15 protein-coding genes, 2 tRNA genes and 1 pseudogene are annotated in these 19,854 nt (G+C 69.8%); 10 read left to right on the top strand and 8 right to left on the bottom strand.

From position 1 onward, the window contains the following. Positions 1 to 41 precede the first annotated feature (41 nt). Together cobN and ACFW0G_RS37205 are read left to right on the top strand one after the other, a co-directional pair. Positions 42 to 3,791 (top strand): annotated as a pseudogene (gene cobN, locus ACFW0G_RS37210) (cobaltochelatase subunit CobN). 155 nt (positions 3,792 to 3,946) lie between these two features. Beyond that, positions 3,947 to 5,164 (top strand): chitinase, encoded by a 1,218-nt coding sequence (locus ACFW0G_RS37205; RefSeq protein WP_378330194.1) that lies wholly within the window; start codon positions 3,947 to 3,949, stop codon positions 5,162 to 5,164. 6 nt (positions 5,165 to 5,170) lie between these two features. Here the strand turns inward: ACFW0G_RS37205 and ACFW0G_RS37200 are convergent, their stop codons facing one another. Beyond that, positions 5,171 to 6,274, bottom strand: coding sequence for a dihydrofolate reductase family protein (locus ACFW0G_RS37200; protein WP_378330193.1), 1,104 nt, complete (start codon positions 6,272 to 6,274; stop codon positions 5,171 to 5,173). 177 nt (positions 6,275 to 6,451) lie between these two features. Here ACFW0G_RS37200 and ACFW0G_RS37195 point away from each other — a divergent pair, with 177 nt between their 5' ends. Beyond that, positions 6,452 to 7,105 carry a hypothetical protein gene (locus ACFW0G_RS37195; RefSeq protein ID WP_378330192.1) on the top strand — a complete coding sequence of 218 codons (654 nt, stop codon included), beginning with the start codon at positions 6,452 to 6,454 and terminating at the stop codon, positions 7,103 to 7,105. 132 nt (positions 7,106 to 7,237) lie between these two features. Here ACFW0G_RS37195 and ACFW0G_RS37190 read toward each other — a convergent pair whose 3' ends face one another. The 4 genes from ACFW0G_RS37190 to ACFW0G_RS37175 all read right to left on the bottom strand — a co-directional run bounded on the left by ACFW0G_RS37190 (position 7,238) and on the right by ACFW0G_RS37175 (position 10,815). After that, positions 7,238 to 7,381 (bottom strand): class III lanthipeptide, encoded by a 144-nt coding sequence (locus ACFW0G_RS37190; RefSeq protein WP_378330191.1) that lies wholly within the window; start codon positions 7,379 to 7,381, stop codon positions 7,238 to 7,240. Positions 7,382 to 7,768: 387 nt separating this feature from the next. Beyond that, positions 7,769 to 9,001 (bottom strand): aldehyde dehydrogenase family protein, encoded by a 1,233-nt coding sequence (locus ACFW0G_RS37185; RefSeq protein WP_378330190.1) that lies wholly within the window; start codon positions 8,999 to 9,001, stop codon positions 7,769 to 7,771. A gap of 56 nt (positions 9,002 to 9,057) precedes the next feature. Further along, on the bottom strand, positions 9,058 to 9,735 hold the full coding sequence (locus ACFW0G_RS37180; RefSeq protein ID WP_378330232.1) for a M50 family metallopeptidase: 678 nt from the start codon (positions 9,733 to 9,735) through the stop codon (positions 9,058 to 9,060). A 171-nt stretch (positions 9,736 to 9,906) separates the two neighbouring features. Continuing rightward, positions 9,907 to 10,815 (bottom strand): DNA-3-methyladenine glycosylase family protein, encoded by a 909-nt coding sequence (locus ACFW0G_RS37175; RefSeq protein ID WP_378330189.1) that lies wholly within the window; start codon positions 10,813 to 10,815, stop codon positions 9,907 to 9,909. A gap of 188 nt (positions 10,816 to 11,003) precedes the next feature. Between ACFW0G_RS37175 and ACFW0G_RS37170 the strand changes: the two genes are divergently transcribed. The 3 genes from ACFW0G_RS37170 to ACFW0G_RS37160 all read left to right on the top strand — a co-directional run bounded on the left by ACFW0G_RS37170 (position 11,004) and on the right by ACFW0G_RS37160 (position 14,246). Then, positions 11,004 to 11,810 carry a class I SAM-dependent methyltransferase gene (locus ACFW0G_RS37170; protein WP_378330188.1) on the top strand — a complete coding sequence of 269 codons (807 nt, stop codon included), beginning with the start codon at positions 11,004 to 11,006 and terminating at the stop codon, positions 11,808 to 11,810. Beyond that, on the top strand, positions 11,807 to 13,126 hold the full coding sequence (locus ACFW0G_RS37165) for an amidohydrolase (protein WP_378330187.1): 1,320 nt from the start codon (positions 11,807 to 11,809) through the stop codon (positions 13,124 to 13,126). The genes ACFW0G_RS37170 and ACFW0G_RS37165 overlap by 4 nt, the downstream gene beginning before the upstream one ends. A gap of 118 nt (positions 13,127 to 13,244) precedes the next feature. After that, complete coding sequence (locus ACFW0G_RS37160; protein ID WP_378330186.1) at positions 13,245 to 14,246, top strand: S1C family serine protease; 1,002 nt, start codon at positions 13,245 to 13,247, stop codon at positions 14,244 to 14,246. Positions 14,247 to 14,350: 104 nt separating this feature from the next. Here ACFW0G_RS37160 and ACFW0G_RS37155 read toward each other — a convergent pair whose 3' ends face one another. Together ACFW0G_RS37155 and ACFW0G_RS37150 are read right to left on the bottom strand one after the other, a co-directional pair. Continuing rightward, positions 14,351 to 14,728 (bottom strand): DUF3224 domain-containing protein, encoded by a 378-nt coding sequence (locus ACFW0G_RS37155; RefSeq protein WP_378330185.1) that lies wholly within the window; start codon positions 14,726 to 14,728, stop codon positions 14,351 to 14,353. Between the two features lie 78 nt (positions 14,729 to 14,806). Next, positions 14,807 to 16,315: a helicase HerA-like domain-containing protein gene (locus tag ACFW0G_RS37150; protein WP_378330184.1), complete on the bottom strand. Its 1,509-nt coding sequence runs from the start codon at positions 16,313 to 16,315 to the stop codon at positions 14,807 to 14,809. 113 nt (positions 16,316 to 16,428) lie between these two features. On the opposite strand from ACFW0G_RS37150, the gene orn reads away from it, so the two are divergent. Then, positions 16,429 to 17,037, top strand: a complete 609-nt coding sequence (gene orn / locus ACFW0G_RS37145) for an oligoribonuclease (RefSeq protein ID WP_378330183.1) — start codon at positions 16,429 to 16,431, stop codon at positions 17,035 to 17,037. 85 nt (positions 17,038 to 17,122) lie between these two features. Next, positions 17,123 to 17,198: transfer RNA gene (locus tag ACFW0G_RS37140), tRNA-His, on the top strand. A 232-nt stretch (positions 17,199 to 17,430) separates the two neighbouring features. Here the strand turns inward: ACFW0G_RS37140 and ACFW0G_RS37135 are convergent. Next, positions 17,431 to 18,615 carry an Ig-like domain-containing protein gene (locus tag ACFW0G_RS37135; protein WP_378330182.1) on the bottom strand — a complete coding sequence of 395 codons (1,185 nt, stop codon included), beginning with the start codon at positions 18,613 to 18,615 and terminating at the stop codon, positions 17,431 to 17,433. 170 nt (positions 18,616 to 18,785) lie between these two features. Here ACFW0G_RS37135 and ACFW0G_RS37130 point away from each other — a divergent pair. Then, positions 18,786 to 18,858, top strand: a tRNA-Lys gene (locus ACFW0G_RS37130). A 135-nt stretch (positions 18,859 to 18,993) separates the two neighbouring features. Further along, positions 18,994 to 19,512, top strand: coding sequence for a hypothetical protein (locus ACFW0G_RS37125; protein WP_378330181.1), 519 nt, complete (start codon positions 18,994 to 18,996; stop codon positions 19,510 to 19,512). Positions 19,513 to 19,854: the final 342 nt, after the last annotated feature.

The raw sequence follows: 19,854 nt of genomic DNA, 5'->3' as shown, positions 1-19,854 counted from the left end.
CCCGACCAACCGGGGCGAGGACACCCCGGAGGAGGAACTCCGTGATTCTGCTGCTGTCCACTTCGGACACCGATCTGCTCAGCGCCCGCGCCAGCGGGGCGGACTACCGGCTGGCGAACCCGGCCCGGCTCCCGCTCACCGAACTGCCCGGCCTGCTCGACGGCGCGTCCGTCGTCGTCGTGCGCATCCTCGGCACCCCGCAGAGCTGGCAGGAGGGTCTCGACACGGTGCGGGCCTCGGGCGTGCCCGTCGTCGTGCTCGGGGGTGAGCAGACCCCGGACGCCCAGCTGATGAAGCTGTCGACCACGCCGGCCGGGATCGCCGCCGAGGCACACGCCTACCTCGCCCAGGGCGGCCCAGAGAACCTGACGCAGCTGCACCACTTCCTGTCCGACACGCTGCTGCTCACCGGCGACGCCTTCGAGCCGCCCACGGTGCAGCCCGCGTGGGGTGTCCTCGACCGGCCCGCTTCGGACAACACCGGTCCGGTCGTGGCGATCCTCTACTACCGAGCGCATCACCTGTCCGGGAACACCGCGTTCATCCACGCGCTCGCCGACGCCGTCGAGGAGACCGGCGGCCGCGCGCTGCCGATCTTCTGCGCGTCACTGCGCACCCGCGAGCCCGAGATGATGGCCGAGCTGGCCAAGGCCGACGCGCTGCTGGTCACGGTGCTCGCCGCGGGCGGCACCCGGCCGTCGGAAGCGGGCGCGGGCGGGGACGACGAGGCGTGGGACGTCGCCGAAATGGCCGCGCTCGACATCCCCGTGCTCCAGGCGCTGTGCCTGACCAGCGACCGCGAGACGTGGCAGGACAGCGACGACGGACTGACCCCGCTCGACGCCGGGAACCAGATGGCGGTGCCCGAGTTCGACGGCAGGCTGATCACCGTGCCGTTCTCGTTCAAGGAAATCGACGCCGACGGGCTGCCCCGCTACGTCCCGGACACCGAGCGCGCCGGCCGCGTCGCGAAGATCGCGCTCGCGCACGCCCGGCTGCGGCACACCCCGCCGCCGTCACGGCGGATCGCGCTCATGCTCTCGGCGTACCCGACGAAGCATTCGCGCGTCGGCAACGCGGTCGGCCTCGACACGCCCGCATCGGCGATCAAGCTGCTGCGGCGGATGCGGGAGCAGGGCTACGACCTCGGGCCCGACGCGTTTCCCGGTGTCGACCCGACCGGCACCGAACAGCCCGACGGCGACGCCCTGATCCACGCGCTGATCGCGGCGGGCGGGCAGGATCCGGAGTGGCTGACCGAGGAACAGCTGTCCGGCAACCCGATCCGCGTGCCCGCGGCGCGTTACCGCGAGTGGTTCGCCGCGCTGCCCGCCGAGTTGCGCGAGGCGATGGAGGAGCACTGGGGCCCGGCGCCCGGCGATCTCTATGTCGACAACGGCGACATCGTTTTGGCGTCGCTGCGATCCGGCAACGTGATCATCATGATCCAGCCGCCGCGCGGGTTCGGCGAGAACCCGGTGGCGATCTACCACAACCCGGACCTGCCGCCGAGCCATCACTACCTGGCCGCGTACCGGTGGCTGGAGGAGGAGTTCGGCGCGCACGCCGTGGTCCACCTCGGCAAGCACGGTTCGCTGGAATGGCTGCCGGGCAAGACGGCCGGGCTCTCGCCGTCGTGTGCGCCGGACGCCGTGCTGGGCAATCTGCCGTTGATCTACCCATTCCTGATCAACGATCCCGGTGAGGGCGCGCAGGCGAAGCGCCGCGCGCACGCCACGATCGTCGACCACCTCATCCCGCCGATGGCGCGGGCCGAGTCCTACGGCGACATGGCGCGGCTGGAGCAACTGCTCGACGAGCACGCCAACATCGCCGCGATGGACCCGGCGAAGCTGCCCGCCATCCGCGCGCAGATCTGGACGCTGATCCAAGCGGCGAAGCTGGATCACGACCTCGGCGTCGAGGAACGTCCGCACGACGCGGAGTTCGACGACTTCCTGCTCCACATCGACGGCTGGCTGTGCGAGGTCAAGGACGCGCAGATCCGCGACGGCCTGCATGTGCTGGGTTCCGCGCCCGAGGGCGAGGCGCGGGTGAACCTCGTGCTCGCCATGTTGCGCGCGCAGCAGATGTGGGGTGGTAAGCAGGGCGCGGTCCCCGGCCTGCGTTCGGCGTTGGGGCTCAAGGAGAACTCCGACGCTCCACTGTCCGAAGTGGACTCAATCGAACAGACCGCGCACGCGCTCGTCTCGGCCATGGAAGCGCACTCGTGGTCCCCCGCCGCCGTCCCCACGGTGCTCTCGGAGGTCCGTGAAGGCCTCCTTACCGGCGCTCAGGGTTGTGTAAGGTGGCATCACGGAACGACGGGGGGGTTAGAGCGGGGGGGGCGGGTCGCGGCCGCGGAGATAGGGGCCCGGGGGGGGGGGTCCGCCCCCCCCGCCCCGGGGTTGTGTTTTGGTTAGGCCGCCCCCCCCCCCCCGACGGCGGAGATCGAGCGGGTGCTGCGGTTCGCGGCCGAGGAGATCGTGCCGCGGCTGGCTGGGACGGCGTCCGAAGTGGACATGGTGCTGCACGCGCTCGACGGCGGGTACGTCCCGGCGGGGCCGAGCGGGTCGCCGCTGCGCGGGCTGATCAACGTGCTGCCCACCGGACGGAACTTCTACACCGTCGACCCCAAGGCCATCCCGAGCCGCCTGGCCTGGGAAACCGGCCAGGCGCTGGCGGACTCCCTGCTGCGCCGCTACCGCGAAGACACGGGAGACTGGCCGCGCTCGGTGGGCCTTTCGGTGTGGGGCACATCGGCGATGCGGACGTCCGGGGACGACGCGGCCGAGGTGCTGGCGCTGCTGGGTGTCCAGCCGGTGTGGGACGAGGCGTCGCGCCGGGTCACCGGGCTGGAGCCGATCCCGCTCGCCGAGCTGGGCCGTCCGCGCATCGACGTCACGGTCCGGATCAGCGGGTTCTTCCGCGACGCGTTCCCGCACGTCATCACGATGCTGGACGACGCGGTACGGCTGGTCGCCGGGCTGGACGAGCCCGACGAGCAGAACTTCGTCCGCGCCCACACCCGCGCGGATCTGGCCGCGCACGGCGATGAACGCCGCGCCACGACCCGGATCTTCGGCTCCAAACCGGGCGCGTACGGGGCCGGGCTGCTGCCGCTGATGGACTCCGGGAACTGGCGTGACGACAAGGATCTCGCCGAGGTGTACGCGGTGTGGGGCGGCTTCGCCTACGGCCGCGGCCTCGACGGACGCCCCGCACGCGAGGACATGGAGAGCTCGTACAAGCGCATCGTCGTCGCGGCGAAGAACACCGACACCCGCGAGCACGACATCGCCGACTCCGACGACTACTTCCAGTATCACGGCGGCATGATCGCGACCGTACGGGCGCTGACCGGCGCCGCGCCCGCGTCGTACGTCGGAGACAGCACGACGCCGGACGCGGTGCGGACCCGCACGCTCGGCGAGGAGACCGCGCGGGTGTTCCGGGCGCGCGTGGTGAATCCGCGCTGGATCGGCGCGATGCGCAAGCACGGCTACAAGGGCGCGTTCGAACTGGCCGCGACGGTGGACTACCTGTTCGGCTTCGACGCCACCGCCGGGGTGGTCGGCGACTGGATGTACGAGAAGCTGTCCGAATCGTACGTACTGGACCAGGTGAACCAGGAGTTCCTGCGCCAGGCGAACCCGTGGGCGCTGCGCGGCATCATCGAGCGGCTCAACGAGGCCGCCGACCGCGGCCTGTGGGCCGAACCGGACCCGGACCTGCTGGCGCGGATGCGCGACGTCTACCTGTCGCTGGAAGGCGATCTCGAGTCCGAGTAGCCGTCCACTCGGCTGACACGACGCCGAAATGCCGGACGAATATCCGGCATTTCGGCGTTTTCGCCCCTCCTGGCGTCTCTTGGTCCAGACCATGCCTTGACATCCGAAATGGTCTAGTCCAATGCTGTACGGCATCCCGCCTCACAGGAGGACAGATGCAACGACGCACGCTGACCGCCCTCGGGTTCGCCGCCGCCACGCTCGTCGGGGCCGCGACCACCGTTGGATTCACAGTCGCCACCGCGGAAGCCCAGCCCGCCGCCGCGGCGCTGCCCAGCAACTGGTACGCCTCGGCCCCGTACCTCATGCCCCAGAGCAACAACCCGCCCGACCCGGTGACGGTGATGAACGCGACCGGTCAGAAAGCGTTTCAACTGGCCTTCATCCTGGCTCCCGACGGCGGCGGCTGCGCCCCCACCTGGGACGGCAAGTCACCGGTCCCCTCGGACACCGCGGTGGCCGGGGTGATCGACAGGATCCGCGGCGCCGGCGGCGACGTCTCGGTGTCGGTCGGCGGCTACGGCGGGACCAAGCTCGGCCAGACCTGCGGCACCGCGGACGCCACCGCCGCGGCCTACCAGCAGGTGATCACGAAGTACGGCCTCAAGGCGATCGACTTCGACCTCGAAGAGCCGGAAATCGAGAACACCGCGGCGATCGCGAACGAACTGGGCGCGGCGAAGAAGCTCCAGGCCGACAATCCCGGCCTGTTCCTCTCGATCACGATGCCCGGGATCTCCAGCGGTGCCAACTGGTTCGGAACGCAGCTGATCGACACGGCGAAGTCGATCGGCCTCACCCCGGACAACTTCTCGATCATGCCGTTCGACGGCGGCTTCAACGGCGGTTCGTCGCAGGTCTCCGCGCTGGAGGGCCTCCACGGTCAGCTGATGAGCCACATGGGCTGGGACAGCGCGACCGCGTACGCGCACGAAGGCTTCTCGGGCATGAACGGGAAGTCGGACGCTTCGGAGTACTTCCAGGTCGCCGACTTCCAGACCGTGTACGACTACGCCACCAGCCACAAGCTGGGCCGGTTCACCTTCTGGTCGGTCAACCGCGACCGGCCCTGCGTCGGCACCACGGACAACGGCGTGTGCAGCAACGTCCCGCAGAACGACTGGGACTTCACGAAGTTCAGCACCCGCTTCGCCGGGGCGACCCCGCCAGTGAGCACGCCGCCGACCACCCCGACGACTCCGACGCAGCCGGGCTCGTGCACCGCCGCCGAATGGCAGAAGTCCGCGATCTACACCGGCGGCAACGTCGTCGCGCACAACGGCCACAAGTGGACCGCGAAGTGGTGGACGCAGGGCGAAGAACCCGGAACGACCGGCCAGTGGGGCGTCTGGACCGACAACGGCGCCTGCTGAGTTCCGTCAGGCCCGGACGCCGGGCAGGTGGGTGTTCTCGCGCATGACGTCTCGGGCGAGCGCGGACACCTCGACCACCCGGCGTCCGGCGGCCTCCAGCTGCTCGGCGCCCTCGCAGACCACGAAGATCTCGGGCTCACGCCAGGCGAAGACGACCCGCGGGATCCCGGCGTCGAGGATCAACCGGGTGCAGCTGGCAGGGCTGGACGACCGGACGCTGCAGGGTTCCAGCGAGCTGTACATCGTCGCGGTGGCGAGCCGAGGATCGCGCGGGTCGAGTTTCGCGAGCGCGGCCTGCTCGGCGTGGTTGTGCGGGTCCCCTTCCCCGGAGTGCCCGGTGGCCAGCACCGCGCCTTCGGCGTCGGTGAGCACCGCGCCGACCCGGAACGTCGCGCTCGGCGGGCACAGCGCGGCGAGCGCGATGGCCTCCCGCAGCCGCTGAATGTCCATTGAGGACGGTTCGGTAGCGGCGACGTACCGCAGGACCGCCACCCCGTCGAGCGAGCGGACGTCCGTGAGGGTCATCGGCCGCGGGAATGTTCCCGGCCCGACGAACCGGGGCGCCCGCGGATCACCGACGAACACCGGCGCGATCGCGAGCCGCAGTTCGTCGGCCAGCCCGTCGGCCAGGAAGCGGGTGTGCACCGCGCCGCCGCCCTCGACCAGCAGCCGCCGCACCCCGCGCGTGGCGAGGTCGTCAAGCACCGCGCCGAAACCCGGCTCCGCCAGCTCGACCATGGTTGCCGCGGCGCCGAACTCGGCTTTCGCACCGGGCCGGGCGTAGACGAGCTTCGGTGTGTCCCCGGTGGTGAAGAACCGGGACTCCGGGTCGAGGTCGCCGGTCGCGGTCATGGTCACCTTGATCGGCTGTTCGGGCCGCCCCTCGGCCACCCTCGCCCGCCGCAGCTCGGGCGAGCGCACCAGCAGCCGCGGATTGTCCGCCCGCACCGTGCCCGCACCGACCAGGATCGCGTCGGCCTCGGCCCGCAGCCGGTCCACCTCGGCGAAGTCGTCCTCAGTGGACAGAACCAGCCGCTCATCGGACGCGTCGTCCAAATAGCCGTCCAGCGACTGCGCCGCGGAGAGCAGGACATAGGGCCGGGTGATCACCCAGCCAGTATGCCCGCACGTGCGGTCGCCCGGGCGAGTGCGTACGCGGGGGCGCGGGTCCCCGATCGACGACCCGCTCCGCCGCCGATCGCGCCGGTCCGTGGGTCCGGCCGGAACCTGCTGAAGTATTGTCTGGTGCTTCACAGCAACCCGACGTTGTCCACGTGGGGGTCGCCGATGAAGAAGCGGCAGTTCGACAAGACATCGACCACGCGAGTCACGAACACCTTCACGGGCAAGGTCCGCGGCCTGATCCAGGTGGGGGTCGTCAACGGCGGCTTCCACGTCCACCTTCCCCGGTACGCCGGGGCGGCCATGCTGGTCGCGGCCGTGGGACTGCCGGTACTCCTCGCCCTCGTGGTGCCTTCCGACGTGGCCCCGCCGTCCCTCGTAGCACCGGTTCGCCCGGTCGAAGTGAGCACCGTGACCGTCAACGTCCTGGACGACAGAACGGCGGCGGTCGAGGGCATCACCATCGGCATCGACAGCGTGAGCTTCACGAGCACGGACAACGGAAACGCCACCTGCGTGGGCGTCGACAACCACCCTGGCACGTGCACCGCCTTCGCCAACGGCACGGCGAGCGGGAGCAGCACCGTCGGCGTCATCGACTTCAGCGTCACCACACCCGCGCTGACCTGCCGGACCTCCGGCGTGCACGTCAGCGAATCGGTGGTCCTCGCTCAGGCTTCCGGCGCCTGGGCAAGGGTCCTGCTCCGCGCGATGGGCCCGAACGACCGGGAGGGCCACCAGCTCCCGGTGACCTTCGAGGTCTCTCGCGGGCACAGCGGGCCCGCTCCGCAGAGCCCCAAAACCTGCGCGCCCAGCTGAAGCGGGCACAGTCGCTCTCGTGGCTCAGGACGAGCGGGCTCGTGCCCTGTCCCGAGTCCGCGATTTTCCCGGTCGGCGCAGTGGTGCCCGCTCTATGCCGCACCGACCGGTCGCACTTCGGCCGCCGTGGCTTCAGTCGCCGTCAGTCACACACAGGAGGAGGCTCAGGCCGCTGTGCGTGCAGCCCCAGCTGTGGTGGCTGTGGTGCGGGATCTCGTCGGCGCCGAGACTGCACTCTTCCTCGGGAAGTACTTGCAGGTCAAGCACGTGCTTCATCGTTGTGCCCTTCCGGTGGAGTCGATCATGGACTACCTCGCTTCACAGTTAAAGACACCAACCGGCGGGACACCACAGCATTGCCGGCACGCCATACCATCGGGCATCCACGCCACCCTGACAGCCGAGCGGAACACAACGAAAACGGGATCCGACGGTGGCCACAGGGGCCCTTTTCGTGTGATCGGCCGAGTCACCCGGACGGGTAGATCGGTGGCTTCGCCGAGCTCGGCAGGGCAGGCGTCAGCCAGCCGGGCGGCTCCGGCTCGATCGCACGCAGTACCGAGAGACGACGGTCCGCCTCCAGGACCTGCCGACGGTGTACACAGTGGACACTGCTGTTCAGCGGAACGCCAGCGCGTACGGCGCTCAGGCGCTTTCGGCGGTTCAGGCCGGGAGCACCGCGTACTGGCGGACGTACAGGTCGGTGTAGGTGACCGGACCGCGCGGGCCGGGCACCCTGTCCAGGTTGATGCCGGTCTCGGGCACGGCGAGCAGCTTGAAGCCGTCGAGCAGCCGGGTCGGGGCGTTCCAGAACACGCCCGTGCCGGTGTAGCCGTCGAAGAACGCCTCGGCGGCGGCCTTGTCCTCGGTCGCGATTCCGGCGGCGAGACCGGAGGTACGCTCGTTCGCGATCTCGACGGCCTCGGTGAGCCCGCCGACCTTCGCCACGGTGACCGTGGCCTCGCGCTCGGAGTCCAGCGCCCATTCGTAGCCGATCGCGTGCTCGTGCGGCGCCAGCGACGGGGTGACACCGCGCTCGCCGAGTGCCTCCGCGATCGACGGCCATATCGCGTCGTGCACGCCCTCGTGGATCAGCAGCAGGTTGAGCCGGTTGCACACGCCGAGCCGGTCGAGGCTCGCGAAGACCAGCTCCCGCACCTTCGCCACGTCGGCGGCCGCGTCGACGTACAGCACGCCCCCGCCGTCGGCGTGGGCCAGCGTGCGGACACCGTGGACCGCTGCCTCGGTGGCCAGCGCACGGGTGCTGTCACCGCTGCCGCGCAGGATCACCAGCGGCACGAGCGCGGGCAGGCGCACCAGCGCCGAAGCCGCCTCGCGCTCGACCCTCGGCACCAGCTGCACGACATCGGCGTCGATCCCGGCCGCGTCCAGCGCGGGCGCGATCACCGACTCCCGCAGCCGCTGCGCCGAACCGAGTGCCGCGGAGCCGGTCCGCAGGACGCCGGCGTTGCGCGACTTCACCAGCTGCGAGGCCACGTCCACGGTCACGTTCGGCCGCGCCTCGTAGTTGGCACCGATGACGCCGACCGGACGACGCCGCTCCACCAGCCGCAGCCCACCATCCAAAGTGGACACTTCGACCGAGCGTTCCTGGTGCGGGGCGCCGGCCAGCAGCCGGAGCTGATCGGCCATGCCGGTCAGCCGCTCGGGGGTGATGGTGAGCCGGTCCAGCAGCCCGGCGCTCATCCCCTCGGCACGGGACTTGGCGACGTCGGCCTCGTTCGCCTCCAGCACCTCGGCGCGGTGGCTCAGCAGCCGCTCGGCCATCCCGACGAGCGCGGCGTCCACGGCGTCGGCACCCGCCGTGGCGAGGGACGGCGCGGCCAGCTTGGCCGCCCGGGCGCATTCCTCGACGGCCTTGGCCACCTCGTCCATCGTCCGACTCCTTCCGCGCGCACAGACTGGGGGAACAGTCTGCCGCACGGCCGCGCTCAGGCCGCCACGGGCTCCAGAAGCCACAACCCGCCCGCGATGAGGCAGCTCACCGTGAGCACGCCGAACACCAGCACCCACAACACCGCGGGCACCCCGGTCAGCCGGCCGAGCTGGTCGGCGTCGGAGTCACGGGCCGTGCCCCGGCGACGCTTCGCCTGCAGCTCGATGACCGGGCGGATCCCGCCGATGAGCAGGAACCACGTCAGCAGGTACACGAACGGGGCCTGCAGCCACGTCGGCGCCACCAGCGCGATCAGCCCGAGCACCACGGCGCTCGCGACCACGGCGAACACCCCGTAGGCGTTGCGGGTCATGACCAGCACGCCGAGCAGGAGCAACGCGATCAGGATCAGCACCAGCGTCGTCAGCTTCGCCCCCGCGAGCGTCGCGAACAACAGCCCGAGCACCGAGGGCGCGATGTAGCCCGCCATCGCCGTGAAGGCCATCCCCGGCCCCTCCGGCTTGCCGCGCGACACCGTGACGCCCGAGGTGTCCGAGTGCAGCTTGATGCCCCTCAGCCGCCGCCCCACCATGACCGCCGCCAGCGCGTGCCCGGCCTCGTGCACGATCGTCACCACGTTGCGCGCGGGCCGCCACAGCCCGTCGACCAGCACCGTGAGCAGTGCCAGGCCACCGGCCACGAGGGTGATGGTGGACAGCTCACCGGAGACGATCGACTCGGAGGCCTTGCCGAGCCCGGACGATTCCGCGGAGAACAACGGGAGACTGGTGAACGGCACCGCCGAGAGAACCGAGGAACTCACCCGCACACCTCACCACAGGCCGGATTTGGCCCGCGTAAGTCCCCGTCGCCCGCCGACCGGCCGCATCCGGTAATGGGTCAGCTACACCATGGTGTCTCCCTTCTCGTGCGCGGTGCGCAGCAGGAAGGAAACCCAGCTCCGGTACGGCCGCCAGGCCTCGGCGATCGCGGCCAGCTCCGCGGCCCCGGCATCCGGCCGTCCGTACCGCTGTCTCATCTCCTCGGCCAACCGCCCTTCGCTCGCGGGGAAGACGTCGGGGTGCCCGACGCCGCGGATGAGGATCAGCTCGGCGGAGAACGGGCCGACGCCGGGGAGCAGCCGTAACCGCGCGAGCGCCTCCTCAACCGGCAGCGCCCGCAACCTCGCCGCGTCGAGTTCGCCCTCCGCGGCCGCTTTGGCCACCAGACACAGCCGCTCGAACTTGGTCTCCGGGATACCGGGGAAATCGCACAGCCCGGCCAGCAACTCCGGCTCGGGGAACGCGGTCAGCTCGACTCCGCCCACGTTCACCCGCTTCCCGTACTCCTCGGCCAGCCGCCGCTTGATCCGCGCGGCCTGGCTCCCGCGGACGCGCTGGCTGAGCACCGCCCAGCAGGCCGCTTCGTACGGCGACGGGAACAACACCGGACGCAATCCCGGCCGCTCCCGCTGGAGCGCGCCCACCACCGGATCACGTTCGCCCGCCCCGGCGAATCCGGTGCCGTCGACGTCGAGGGACAGAATCCGCCGGACCTGAGCCGTCACCGCCTCCGCGAGGCCGGGCGGGCCGTACGCCTCGACCTCCACCGTGCCCGGGGCTCTTTGCCGGATCACCGCACCGACCGAGGTGCCACCCTCGTCGACGGGAAACGCCAGTCTGAGCACCCCGGACTCGCCCGCCGCGTCCGGCCGCCCCGCCGGTGTGAAGCCGGCCAGGAACCTGGCCGAAGCCGCCAGATCGAACGGCCCGCACACCGTGATCCGGCCGGTAGGCGCCGCTGTCGCAGTCATCTCATGCCCTCCTCGTGGGCTCGGAAACACCGTGCCGACGACGTTAGGAAGGAGCACCGACACTTTCCGGCCTCGAACACCCGAGCACCGAGATGTTCACTCGATAGTGGTGCGCACACGTCGCTGGCCTGCACCTTCCCCATCTGACATACTCTCGGTATCCGAACTCCCGACCCCAGGAGCAGGCGATGCCGACGACGCAGCCGGGAACACGCGACCGCCTGGCCGACCTGCTGACCACCGCGGTCCCGAGCGGCGACAAGGGGTTCGTCGATCTGCTCGGCGAGTCCCCGCAGGCCGGGCCGCCCACCGGGATCACGCAGCGGCTGATGCGCACGTCGCTGCTCCCCCGCGTCTACGAGCGGTACTGGCGGCCGCTGCTCGGCTGTGTCTTCAAGGGCCCGTTCGGCCCGAGCATGGCCGGCGAAGTCCGGCTGGCCACTGAACTGCTGGCCCTGCGCCCCGGCCAGACCGTGCTCGACGTCGCCTGCGGCACAGGCCGGTTCACCCGCGCGTTCGGCGCCGCGGTCACCCCGGGCGGCCTCGCGATCGGTCTCGACGGCGCTCGCTCGATGCTCGAGGCGGCGGTCGCGGAGGGCGGCCAGGACAACGTCGCCTACCTTCGCGCCGACGCCGTCGAACCACCCCTTCGCGGGTCCACAGTGGACGCCATCTGCTGTTTCGCCGCGCTCCACATGTTCGCCGAGCCCGAAAAGGCCTTGGACTCCTTCACCGCACTGCTCAAGCCCGGTGGCCGGATCGTGCTGCTCACCAGCGCGCGACGGGGCTGGCAACCGGCTCGGACCGTCGAGACCATGGGCGGAATCCTCAGCGGGCAAAGGATGTTCGACCGCGGCGAGATCGCGGCGGCGCTGCGGAAGCGGGGCTTCACCGCGATCACCGAACGGTACGCGGGGTTCACGCAGATCGTGGCGGGCAGGCTCGCGGTGCCGACACTGTGCGGGCGTCCCGCAGGACATAGCATCGGCGGATGAGCCACGCCGCGCCGATCCCGCCCGACGACAGCTATCTCCGTTCCCTCATCGAAGACACCGCCGACGCGGTGGCGAACGCCGAGCCACTGGATTCCCCGCACACCGGCGCCGACACCACGAGCCGGTCGGCCGTCCGGAGCGCGATCGACGCCGTTTCCGCCGATCTCGTGGCGCTCAGCCAGGATCTGCACGCCCATCCCGAAGAGGGCTTCGCCGAACACCGCTCGGTGCGCGCACTCGCCGAACTACTGGCCAAACACGGTCACGAAGCGACGATCGGCGTCGGCGGGCTGGACACCGCGCTGCGTGTCGGCACCCCCGGCGAAGGCCCGCACATCGCCGTGCTCGCCGAGTACGACGCCCTTCCGGGGCTCGGCCACGCGTGCGGGCACAACGTCATCTGCACCGCGGGAGCGGGCGGGTTCCTCGGAGCCGCCGCGGTCGCGGAGCAACTCGGCGGACGCGTCAGCCTGATCGGCACACCGGCCGAAGAAGGCGGGGGCGGCAAGGAAACCCTCGCCCGCGCCGGGGTTTTCGACGACGTCGACGCGGTGCTCATGCTGCACCCGTTCAGCCACGACATCGCGATGCACCCGTTCCTCGGCAGGCGCCAGCTGGAGATGGTGTTCCACGGGGTCGGCGCGCACGCTTCCGCGCAGCCGTTCATGGGCCGCAACGCGCTCGACGCCGCCGTGGCCGCGTACCAGGGCGTTTCGGCGCTGCGCCAGCAACTGCCGGACAGCGACCGCGTGCACGGCGTATTCTCCGACGGCGGCGCGCGGCCGAACGTGATTCCCGCCCGCGCGGCCGTGCTGTTCTACCTGCGCTCGGGCACCCCCGCGACACTGCGGGACCTCGCCACCCGGATGACGGCGATAGCGCACGGCGCGGCGGAGATGACCGGCTGCGGCGTCGAGCTGCTCTGGGACTCCCAGCCCGCGTACCTGCCGATCCGGTTCAACACGACACTGGCCGGGCGCTGGTCGGTCAACCAGCGCGGTACCGGGCGGAAACCGCTGCCGCCGGGCGTCGTCCCCGAATCGCTCACCGGGTCGACGGATCTGGGCAACCTGTCCTACCGGATGCCCGCGATCCATCCGATGATCGCGGTGTCGGAGGCGACAACCGCCTTGCACACCAAGGAGTTCGCGGCCGCTGCCGGATCAGCGGCCGGGGACGCCGCGGTCGTGGACGGTGCGCTCGGGCTCGCGCTGACCGCCGCGGACTACCTCGGCGACGCGGCCCTGCGCGCCGCCGTGCACGAGGAGTTCGAGGCGTCCGGCGGTGCGCTGGACGTCCCGGCGTTCTTCGACTGAGGTCCACAAAGGATTCCCCGTTGCTGAGATTCACCTGAGGTTTCTCAGCTGATTCTTCTCAGCAAAGCCGCAGGTGTTTCCACAGGCTCTTCACACGCACGCGGGCGAATCTTGAGTCATGACCGAGAACGAGAGCCGGCCCGGCCCCGCCTCACCCGGTGGGCACCAGCCGCACCAGCACCCTCAGCCGTACCCGCACTACGGCTACCAGCAGGCCACGCCGAACCCGCTCTTCACCCAGCCGCCGGCCCCGGCGCAGCCCAAGAAGGGCAACCGGGTCGCGGCGCTGGTCGGCGCCACCGCGCTCGCCGCCGCACTGCTCGGCGGCGCGGGCGGAGCCGCGGTCGTCGGCCTGACCTCCACGCCGTCCGCCTCCGGCACCACGACGTCCAGTTCGGCACCGGTGAACGGGCAGACGGTCGCGAACACCACCGGCTCCGGGGACGTCAGCAGCATCGCGGCGAAGGTGACGCCGAGCGTCGTGCAGGTGAATGTCACGACGCAGCGGGGCGGCGCGATCGGCTCCGGGGTGTTCCTCACCGCAGACGGCCGGATCCTGACCAACGCGCACGTCGTCTCCGGCGCGGCCGGGCCCGTCACGATCACGACGTCGGACGGCAAGAAGTACCAGGCCGACGTCGTCGGCGCGGACACCAAGGCGGACATCGCGGTCCTGCAGGTCAAGAACGGCAGCGGGTTCACCCCGGCCGCGATCGGCGACTCGGGCAAGCTGGCGGTCGGCCAGTCCGTGGTCGCGATCGGCTCGCCCGGCGGGCTGCAGGGCACCGTCACCACCGGCATCATCAGCGCGCTGAACCGGAACCTCTCCGACCTCGGCGGGCAGGAACAGCAGCAACAGCAGTCGCCGTTCAGCCGGAACACCCGCGACACGAACGGTTCCGGTGACTCGCCGAGCTACACGGCCATCCAGACCGACGCCTCGATCAACCAGGGCAACTCCGGCGGTCCGCTGGTCGACAGCCAGGGCCGGGTGATCGGCATCAACTCGGCGATGTACAGCCCCGTCGAGTCGTCGAGCGGTGCGGCGGGCAGCGTCGGGATCGGCTTCGCCATCCCGATCAACGACGCGATGAAGATCGTGAACCAGATCGTCGGCTGACGAGAGCGGGATGGACCGCGGTCGGGGCGGCCCATCCTTCCTCGCTCACGGGGTGCGAGGAACTCGCTGAAGGCCCCTCAGGGATTCGGGACTCTGAGGGGCCTTCAGCCTTCGTACGTCAGCGTGAGCGTGTGGTTGCCTTCGGCGTCCTGGGTGATCGCGGCGGTGCCACTGATCCCGGCCAGCTCGCCTGTCCCGGAACCGGGGAGGATCCGCAGGTCGAGGCCGTGATCACCGGCGGAGTGGTGCAGCACGAACGTCCCCTTGCGACCGCCGACAGCCCCCGCGAAGCGCTCGAAAGCCACGTACGCCCGCGAAGTGTCGTTCACCGCCGTGAGCATCTCGACGGTGCTGGCCCCCTCGACGTCCCCGCTGAACGTCTTGACGATCGCGACCCGCGCGAACCGCGTCCCCGCCGTCTCGTCTTCGGCCTGCGGCTCCCAACTGTCGAGCACGAACGAGGCGGTGGCGGTGCTGGTCATGACGTCGATCCTGTCTGTCATTCCGAAGTGGGCCAGGACAGCCTGCCGCCCTTACCTGACATCTTCTGTCAGGTTTTCTCAGCGCCTGCGGTTGCCGAACAGGCCCCGGGTGATCTCCTTGCCCAGCGAGTTGGCGGCGGACCGCAGGAACGACTTCACCGCGGGGTTGCTCAGTGTCTGCTCGATGAACCCCGGCTCGTCCTTCTTCGGTTCCGGCTCGGGAGCGGGTGGCGGCGCCACTTTGGCCTGAAGGATCTCGTAGGCCGACTCGCGATCGATCGTCTCCGCGTACTTGCCGTGCAGATCCGACGCCTGGACCGCGGCCGCGACGGCCTCGTCGCCGATCGAGCCCATCTTCGACCGCGGCGGCCGCAGGCGCGTCCACGCCACCGGCGTCGGCGCGCCCTGCTCGGACAGCACGGTCACGATCGCCTCGCCGATGCCCAGCGACGTCAGCGCCTTGTCCAGCTCGTAGTACTCGGTCTTCGGGTAGGTCTTGACCGTCCGGGAAAGCGCCTTCTGGTCGTCCGGGGTGAAGGCCCGCAGCGCGTGCTGGATCCGGGCACCCAGCTGCGAGAGGACGTTGTTCGGGATGTCCGTCGGCAGCTGCGTGCAGAAGAACACGCCGACACCCTTCGAGCGGATCAGCTTCACCGTCTGCTCGATCCGTTCCAGGAACGCCTTCGACGCGCCGTTGAACAGCAGATGTGCCTCGTCGAAGAAGAAGACGAGCTTCGGCTTGTCGAGGTCGCCCTCCTCCGGCAGTACCTCGAACAGCTCGGCCAGCAGCCACATCAGGAACGTCGAGAACAACGCGGGCTTCGACTGGAGGTTGTCCAGCTCCAGCAGCGTCACGACGCCTTTGCCGTCGGCCTGGCGCATCAGGTCGCGCACGTCCAGCTCCGGCTCGCCGAAGAAGTCCTCGCCGCCTTGAGCCTCCAGATTGGACAGTGCGCGCAGGATCACCCCTGCCGTCGCGGCCGACACCCCGCCGATGCCCTTGAGGTCCTCCTTGCCCTCGTCGCTCGTCAGATGCGTGATCACCGCGCGCAGGTCCTTGGTGTCCAGCAACGCCAGGCCCCGCTGGTCGGCCCAGTGGAAGATCAGCCCCAGCGTCGACTCCTGCGTTTCGTTCAGCCCCAGCACCTTCGCCAGCAGCACCGGCCCGAAACTCGTGATCGCCGCGCGGATCGGGGCGCCCTTCCCGCCCGTCCCCAGCGAGAGGAACTGCACCGGGAACCCGGTCGGCGCCCAGTCGTCCCCGAGCTCCTGTGCCCGCTTCGTGAGCTTGTCGTTCGCCTCACCCGGAGCCGCGAGGCCGGACAGGTCGCCCTTGACGTCCGCCAGCACCACCGGCACCCCGGCCGCCGACAGCTGCTCCGAGACCAGCTGCAACGTCTTCGTCTTCCCGGTCCCCGTCGCGCCCGCGACCAGGCCGTGCCGGTTCAACGTCGCCAGCGGCAGCCGCACCGCCGCGGCCGCCTCCGCCTGACCGTCGATGACCACCGCGCCCAGCTCGACCGCGGCGCCCTCACTGACATAGCCCTTCGCGATCTCGCTCGCGGGCCCCGACCCCTGCTCGACCACCACTGCTCCCGACTCTGTGTCCAAAACCACACGCACTTCGCTCGCGCAGAGCGTAACGCGCCGGATACGCAGGTGAGCCAGCTCGGCTCCCCGTGTCGGGTTAGGGTTTGCCGGTGACCGACCATCTAGTCTGGATCGACTGCGAGATGACGGGGCTCGACCTCGGCAAGGACGCGTTGATCGAAATCGCCGCTCTGGTGACCGACGCCGAGCTCAACGTCCTCGGCGAAGGCGTCGACATCGTCATCCACGCGGGCGAGGACAAACTCGACGGAATGCCCGAGATCGTCCGCGAGATGCACGCGCACTCCGGGCTCACCGAGGAAGTCCGCCGCTCCACCGTCAGCCTCGCCGAGGCCGAGCAGCGTGTTCTCGCCTACATCCGCGAGCACGTCCCCGAGCCCGGCACCGCACCGCTGGCAGGCAACTCCATCGCCACCGACCGCGGCTTCATCTCCCGCGACATGCCCGCCCTCGACGCGCACCTGCACTACCGCATGGTCGACGTCTCCTCGGTCAAGGAACTCGTCCGGCGCTGGTACCCCCGCGTCTACTACGCGAAGCCCGAGAAGGGCCTCGCGCACCGCGCGCTGGCCGACATCAAGGAATCCATCGGCGAGCTCGACTACTACCGCGCCGCCGCCTTCGTACCCCAGCCCGGCCCCAGCACCGAACAGGCCAAGGCCATGGCCGCCGAAGTGCAGGAACGCCACCCCGGCTGACCCCGCCCACCCCCGGAGAAAACCCCGCGCGAGGGCACGCTACGATTGCTCTCGCCGGTTGATCGCAAGAGAAACCTCGGCGATGGTGGGCGTAGCTCAGCTGGTAGAGCACCTGGTTGTGGTCCAGGAGGTCGCGGGTTCGAAACCCGTCGCTCACCCCATCACCCCAGCCTGTTCGGGCCGTTACCGGACCTCCCTTGGCTGGGGTTTCGCCATTTTTTCTGGGGGTCAAACCCCCAGACCCCCAGCCGGGGGTGTCCCCCGGACCCCCATCCCGTGTGGGGACGTTTCGTTCGTCTGTTGCGTTGCGTTGTTTGGTTGCCCTGCCACCTGCCGTTGATGGTCACCCTTGCGCGAGGGCCGACGGGCAGCGCCCGTCGACCCCCTTGGCGGTTAGCTGGTGGGGGTTTTCCATTGGTCCCAGGGGAGTTGCCAGTAGGACCAGCCGTCGGTGGGTTCCAGGGCGGGGCCGCCGGAGTTCTGGACGGTGATGAGGTCGCCGGGGTTCGAGAGGTCCATCAGCCACTTGGTGTTCTCGGTCGAGAGGTTGATGCAGCCGTGGCTCACGTTGCGCTTGCCCTGATCGCCCACCGACCACGGGGCCGAGTGGTAGAAAATGCCGCTGTAGGACATGCGGATCGCGTACTGGACATAGGTCTTGTAGCCGCCGGGACTGTCCGCCGGGACGCCGTAGGTGCCCGAGTCCATGGTGAAGCCGACATGCTCGCTCATCACCGTGTAGGTACCGGCCGGCGTCGTGTGCCCCGGCTTGCCCAGCGAGACCGGGACCGTCTTCACCTCCTTGTCGTTCACCGAGACCGTCATCTGGTGCGTCTGCCCGTCCGCCACCGCGACCACCTTGTCGCCGATCTTGACGCCGAGCTGCTTGTCCTCCTGGCCGTAGGTGCCTTTGCCGAGGTCCTTGCCGTAGATCGCGGCGTTCACCGAGACCTTCGTCCCGCTCTTCCAGTACTCCTTCGGCCGCCAGACCAGCTGCTTGTCGCCGAACCAGCGGAACGCGCCCTCCGTCGCGGGCTCGGCCGTGACCTTGATCGCACGCTCCGCCGCGGCCCGATCCGGCACGTTCCCGGTGAAGGTGAAGATCACCGGCATCCCGACGCCGACCGTGTCGCCGTCCTGCACATTCACCGACACCGCGATCTGCCGCGCCGGCTTCGCCGTGGTGAACGACTGCTGCGAGGTGACCGGCTTCCCGTCCGTCCCCGTCGCCGCCACCGCGAGCGTGTACTTCTTGCCGTACCCCAGCGGCTCGGCGGACTCCCAGCCCGACCCGTCCTGCTTGGCCTTGCCCGCGACCTGCCGGCCGTCGGCCCCGGTCAGCTTGACCTCGCCGACCTTGCCGTCCGTCACCGCGACCGTGACCGGCTCACCCGGGGCGACGCCGTTCGCGCCGTCCGCCGGCGTGACGCTCACCGAAGCGGGTTTCAGCACCGGCGGCGCGCTACTCGGCGCCGCCACCTTCGACGCCGCGGGTTCACCCGAAGGCGTCGCGCTGCACGCCGCCGTGAACCCGATCACCCCCACCGCAACCAGTCCCAGCACCCGCCGCCGCACCATCACACCCCGCCCGTTTCGCCGCCGATGTCCCGCTACAGTCTGCCTGACCGGGCACAACTTGGGGCCAAGATCGGGTAACTCCTCCCAAGTGACCCCCCGCGAAAACCCCCTCCGGGGCCGTGCTAATCTTTTCCACGTCGCCGAGGGAAACCGAAGCGAAGAGGTACCAAGCGCCATTAGCTCAATTGGCAGAGCAGCTGGCTCTTAACCAGCGGGTTCGGGGTTCGAGTCCCTGATGGCGCACCCCAGACTCCAGGTCATCGGATTTGATGACCTGGAGTTTTATGCTTTCCGGAAGACTTTCTTCCGCTTGTGGACTGTCCACTGTGGTCGTGGGGGAGCCCGAGGCTGCTGGTGGACTGCAGCGACCGCCGCGGGATGTTCGCCGCGAACTTCCGCGCCGCGTCGGTACATATTCCGGCTCACCGTCCGCTTCTTCCGCTTCAGAAAGTCGTCAACCTCCGCGTCCATCAACGGATGTTCGAGGGTGGTCGCTCCGGCGCGGACGAGACGGCGCACGTCCTCGATCTCGGGCAGCGGCTGCTTGTCCGAGATCACTCGCGCGAGCAAGTCCCCGATCTTGCGCAACGTCTCGTCATCACCGTCCTCAGCGATCCCGAGCAAGTCCCGAACCTGCTGCCCCACCCCCGCCTGCGCGTCCGCGGCGCTCTCGTACCCACCACGGCGACGTGGACGACGCCGACCGCCGCTGTCCGCGGGCAGCTTCCAATACCGTCTGGTGACCGTCGAGGGCGCCAGGTTCGCGCCCCTCGCGAATCGGGCGATGCGCGGGCCGGTCATCAGGTGGCCACCATTTCCCGTATCCGGGCGTTCCATGGACATCCGCATCTGCCGTTGTGGGGACGTTCGCCAACGGCGTGGCGCTGTCATTGGTGACGCTCGCTTCAGAATGAGCTTCAGTTGTTGTCGATCTTGGTGTTCCCTTGCCGGTCTTGCTGGGCAGGCCGGCTTTTTCAGCACGTTTGGTCAGCCAGGGGTGGCGACTCCAACTCCGCCTGTCCCCGAAGGATCACTACAGCCCCGGCGAACACCATCACACCGGATGTCGGTCTCGTTCGACATCAGCATCGAGGGGCCGTACCGGGTGTCGATGGGCGTCGACGCCGGGAGGTAACGGCAAAGAACCAGCTGTGGCTTATATAAGTCAGGTCTGGTATGTTTCTGGTTCGTGCACGCGTTCGACGTTCTCGGCGACCCGGTGCGCCGGCGCATTCTGGA

The organism is Amycolatopsis sp. NPDC058986 (assembly GCF_042741125.1).
In the GTDB taxonomy this organism is placed as follows: domain Bacteria; phylum Actinomycetota; class Actinomycetes; order Mycobacteriales; family Pseudonocardiaceae; genus Amycolatopsis.
This window is presented reverse-complemented; position numbering and strand designations above follow the sequence as displayed.

What these genes read in the sequence shown, in the direction of transcription:
- ACFW0G_RS37160 (WP_378330186.1), top strand. Translation starts at nt 13,245, where the DNA reads ATGACCGAGAACGAGAGCCGGCCCGGCCCCGCCTCACCCGGTGGGCAC.
- ACFW0G_RS37190 (WP_378330191.1), bottom strand. Translation starts at nt 7,381, where the DNA reads ATGAAGCACGTGCTTGACCTGCAAGTACTTCCCGAGGAAGAGTGCAGT.
- ACFW0G_RS37165 (WP_378330187.1), top strand. Translation starts at nt 11,807, where the DNA reads ATGAGCCACGCCGCGCCGATCCCGCCCGACGACAGCTATCTCCGTTCC.
- ACFW0G_RS37185 (WP_378330190.1), bottom strand. Translation starts at nt 9,001, where the DNA reads ATGGACGAGGTGGCCAAGGCCGTCGAGGAATGCGCCCGGGCGGCCAAG.
- ACFW0G_RS37205 (WP_378330194.1), top strand. Translation starts at nt 3,947, where the DNA reads ATGCAACGACGCACGCTGACCGCCCTCGGGTTCGCCGCCGCCACGCTC.
- ACFW0G_RS37175 (WP_378330189.1), bottom strand. Translation starts at nt 10,815, where the DNA reads ATGACTGCGACAGCGGCGCCTACCGGCCGGATCACGGTGTGCGGGCCG.
- ACFW0G_RS37155 (WP_378330185.1), bottom strand. Translation starts at nt 14,728, where the DNA reads ATGACCAGCACCGCCACCGCCTCGTTCGTGCTCGACAGTTGGGAGCCG.
- ACFW0G_RS37170 (WP_378330188.1), top strand. Translation starts at nt 11,004, where the DNA reads ATGCCGACGACGCAGCCGGGAACACGCGACCGCCTGGCCGACCTGCTG.
- ACFW0G_RS37135 (WP_378330182.1), bottom strand. Translation starts at nt 18,615, where the DNA reads ATGGTGCGGCGGCGGGTGCTGGGACTGGTTGCGGTGGGGGTGATCGGG.
- ACFW0G_RS37195 (WP_378330192.1), top strand. Translation starts at nt 6,452, where the DNA reads ATGAAGAAGCGGCAGTTCGACAAGACATCGACCACGCGAGTCACGAAC.
- ACFW0G_RS37125 (WP_378330181.1), top strand. Translation starts at nt 18,994, where the DNA reads ATGTTCGCCGCGAACTTCCGCGCCGCGTCGGTACATATTCCGGCTCAC.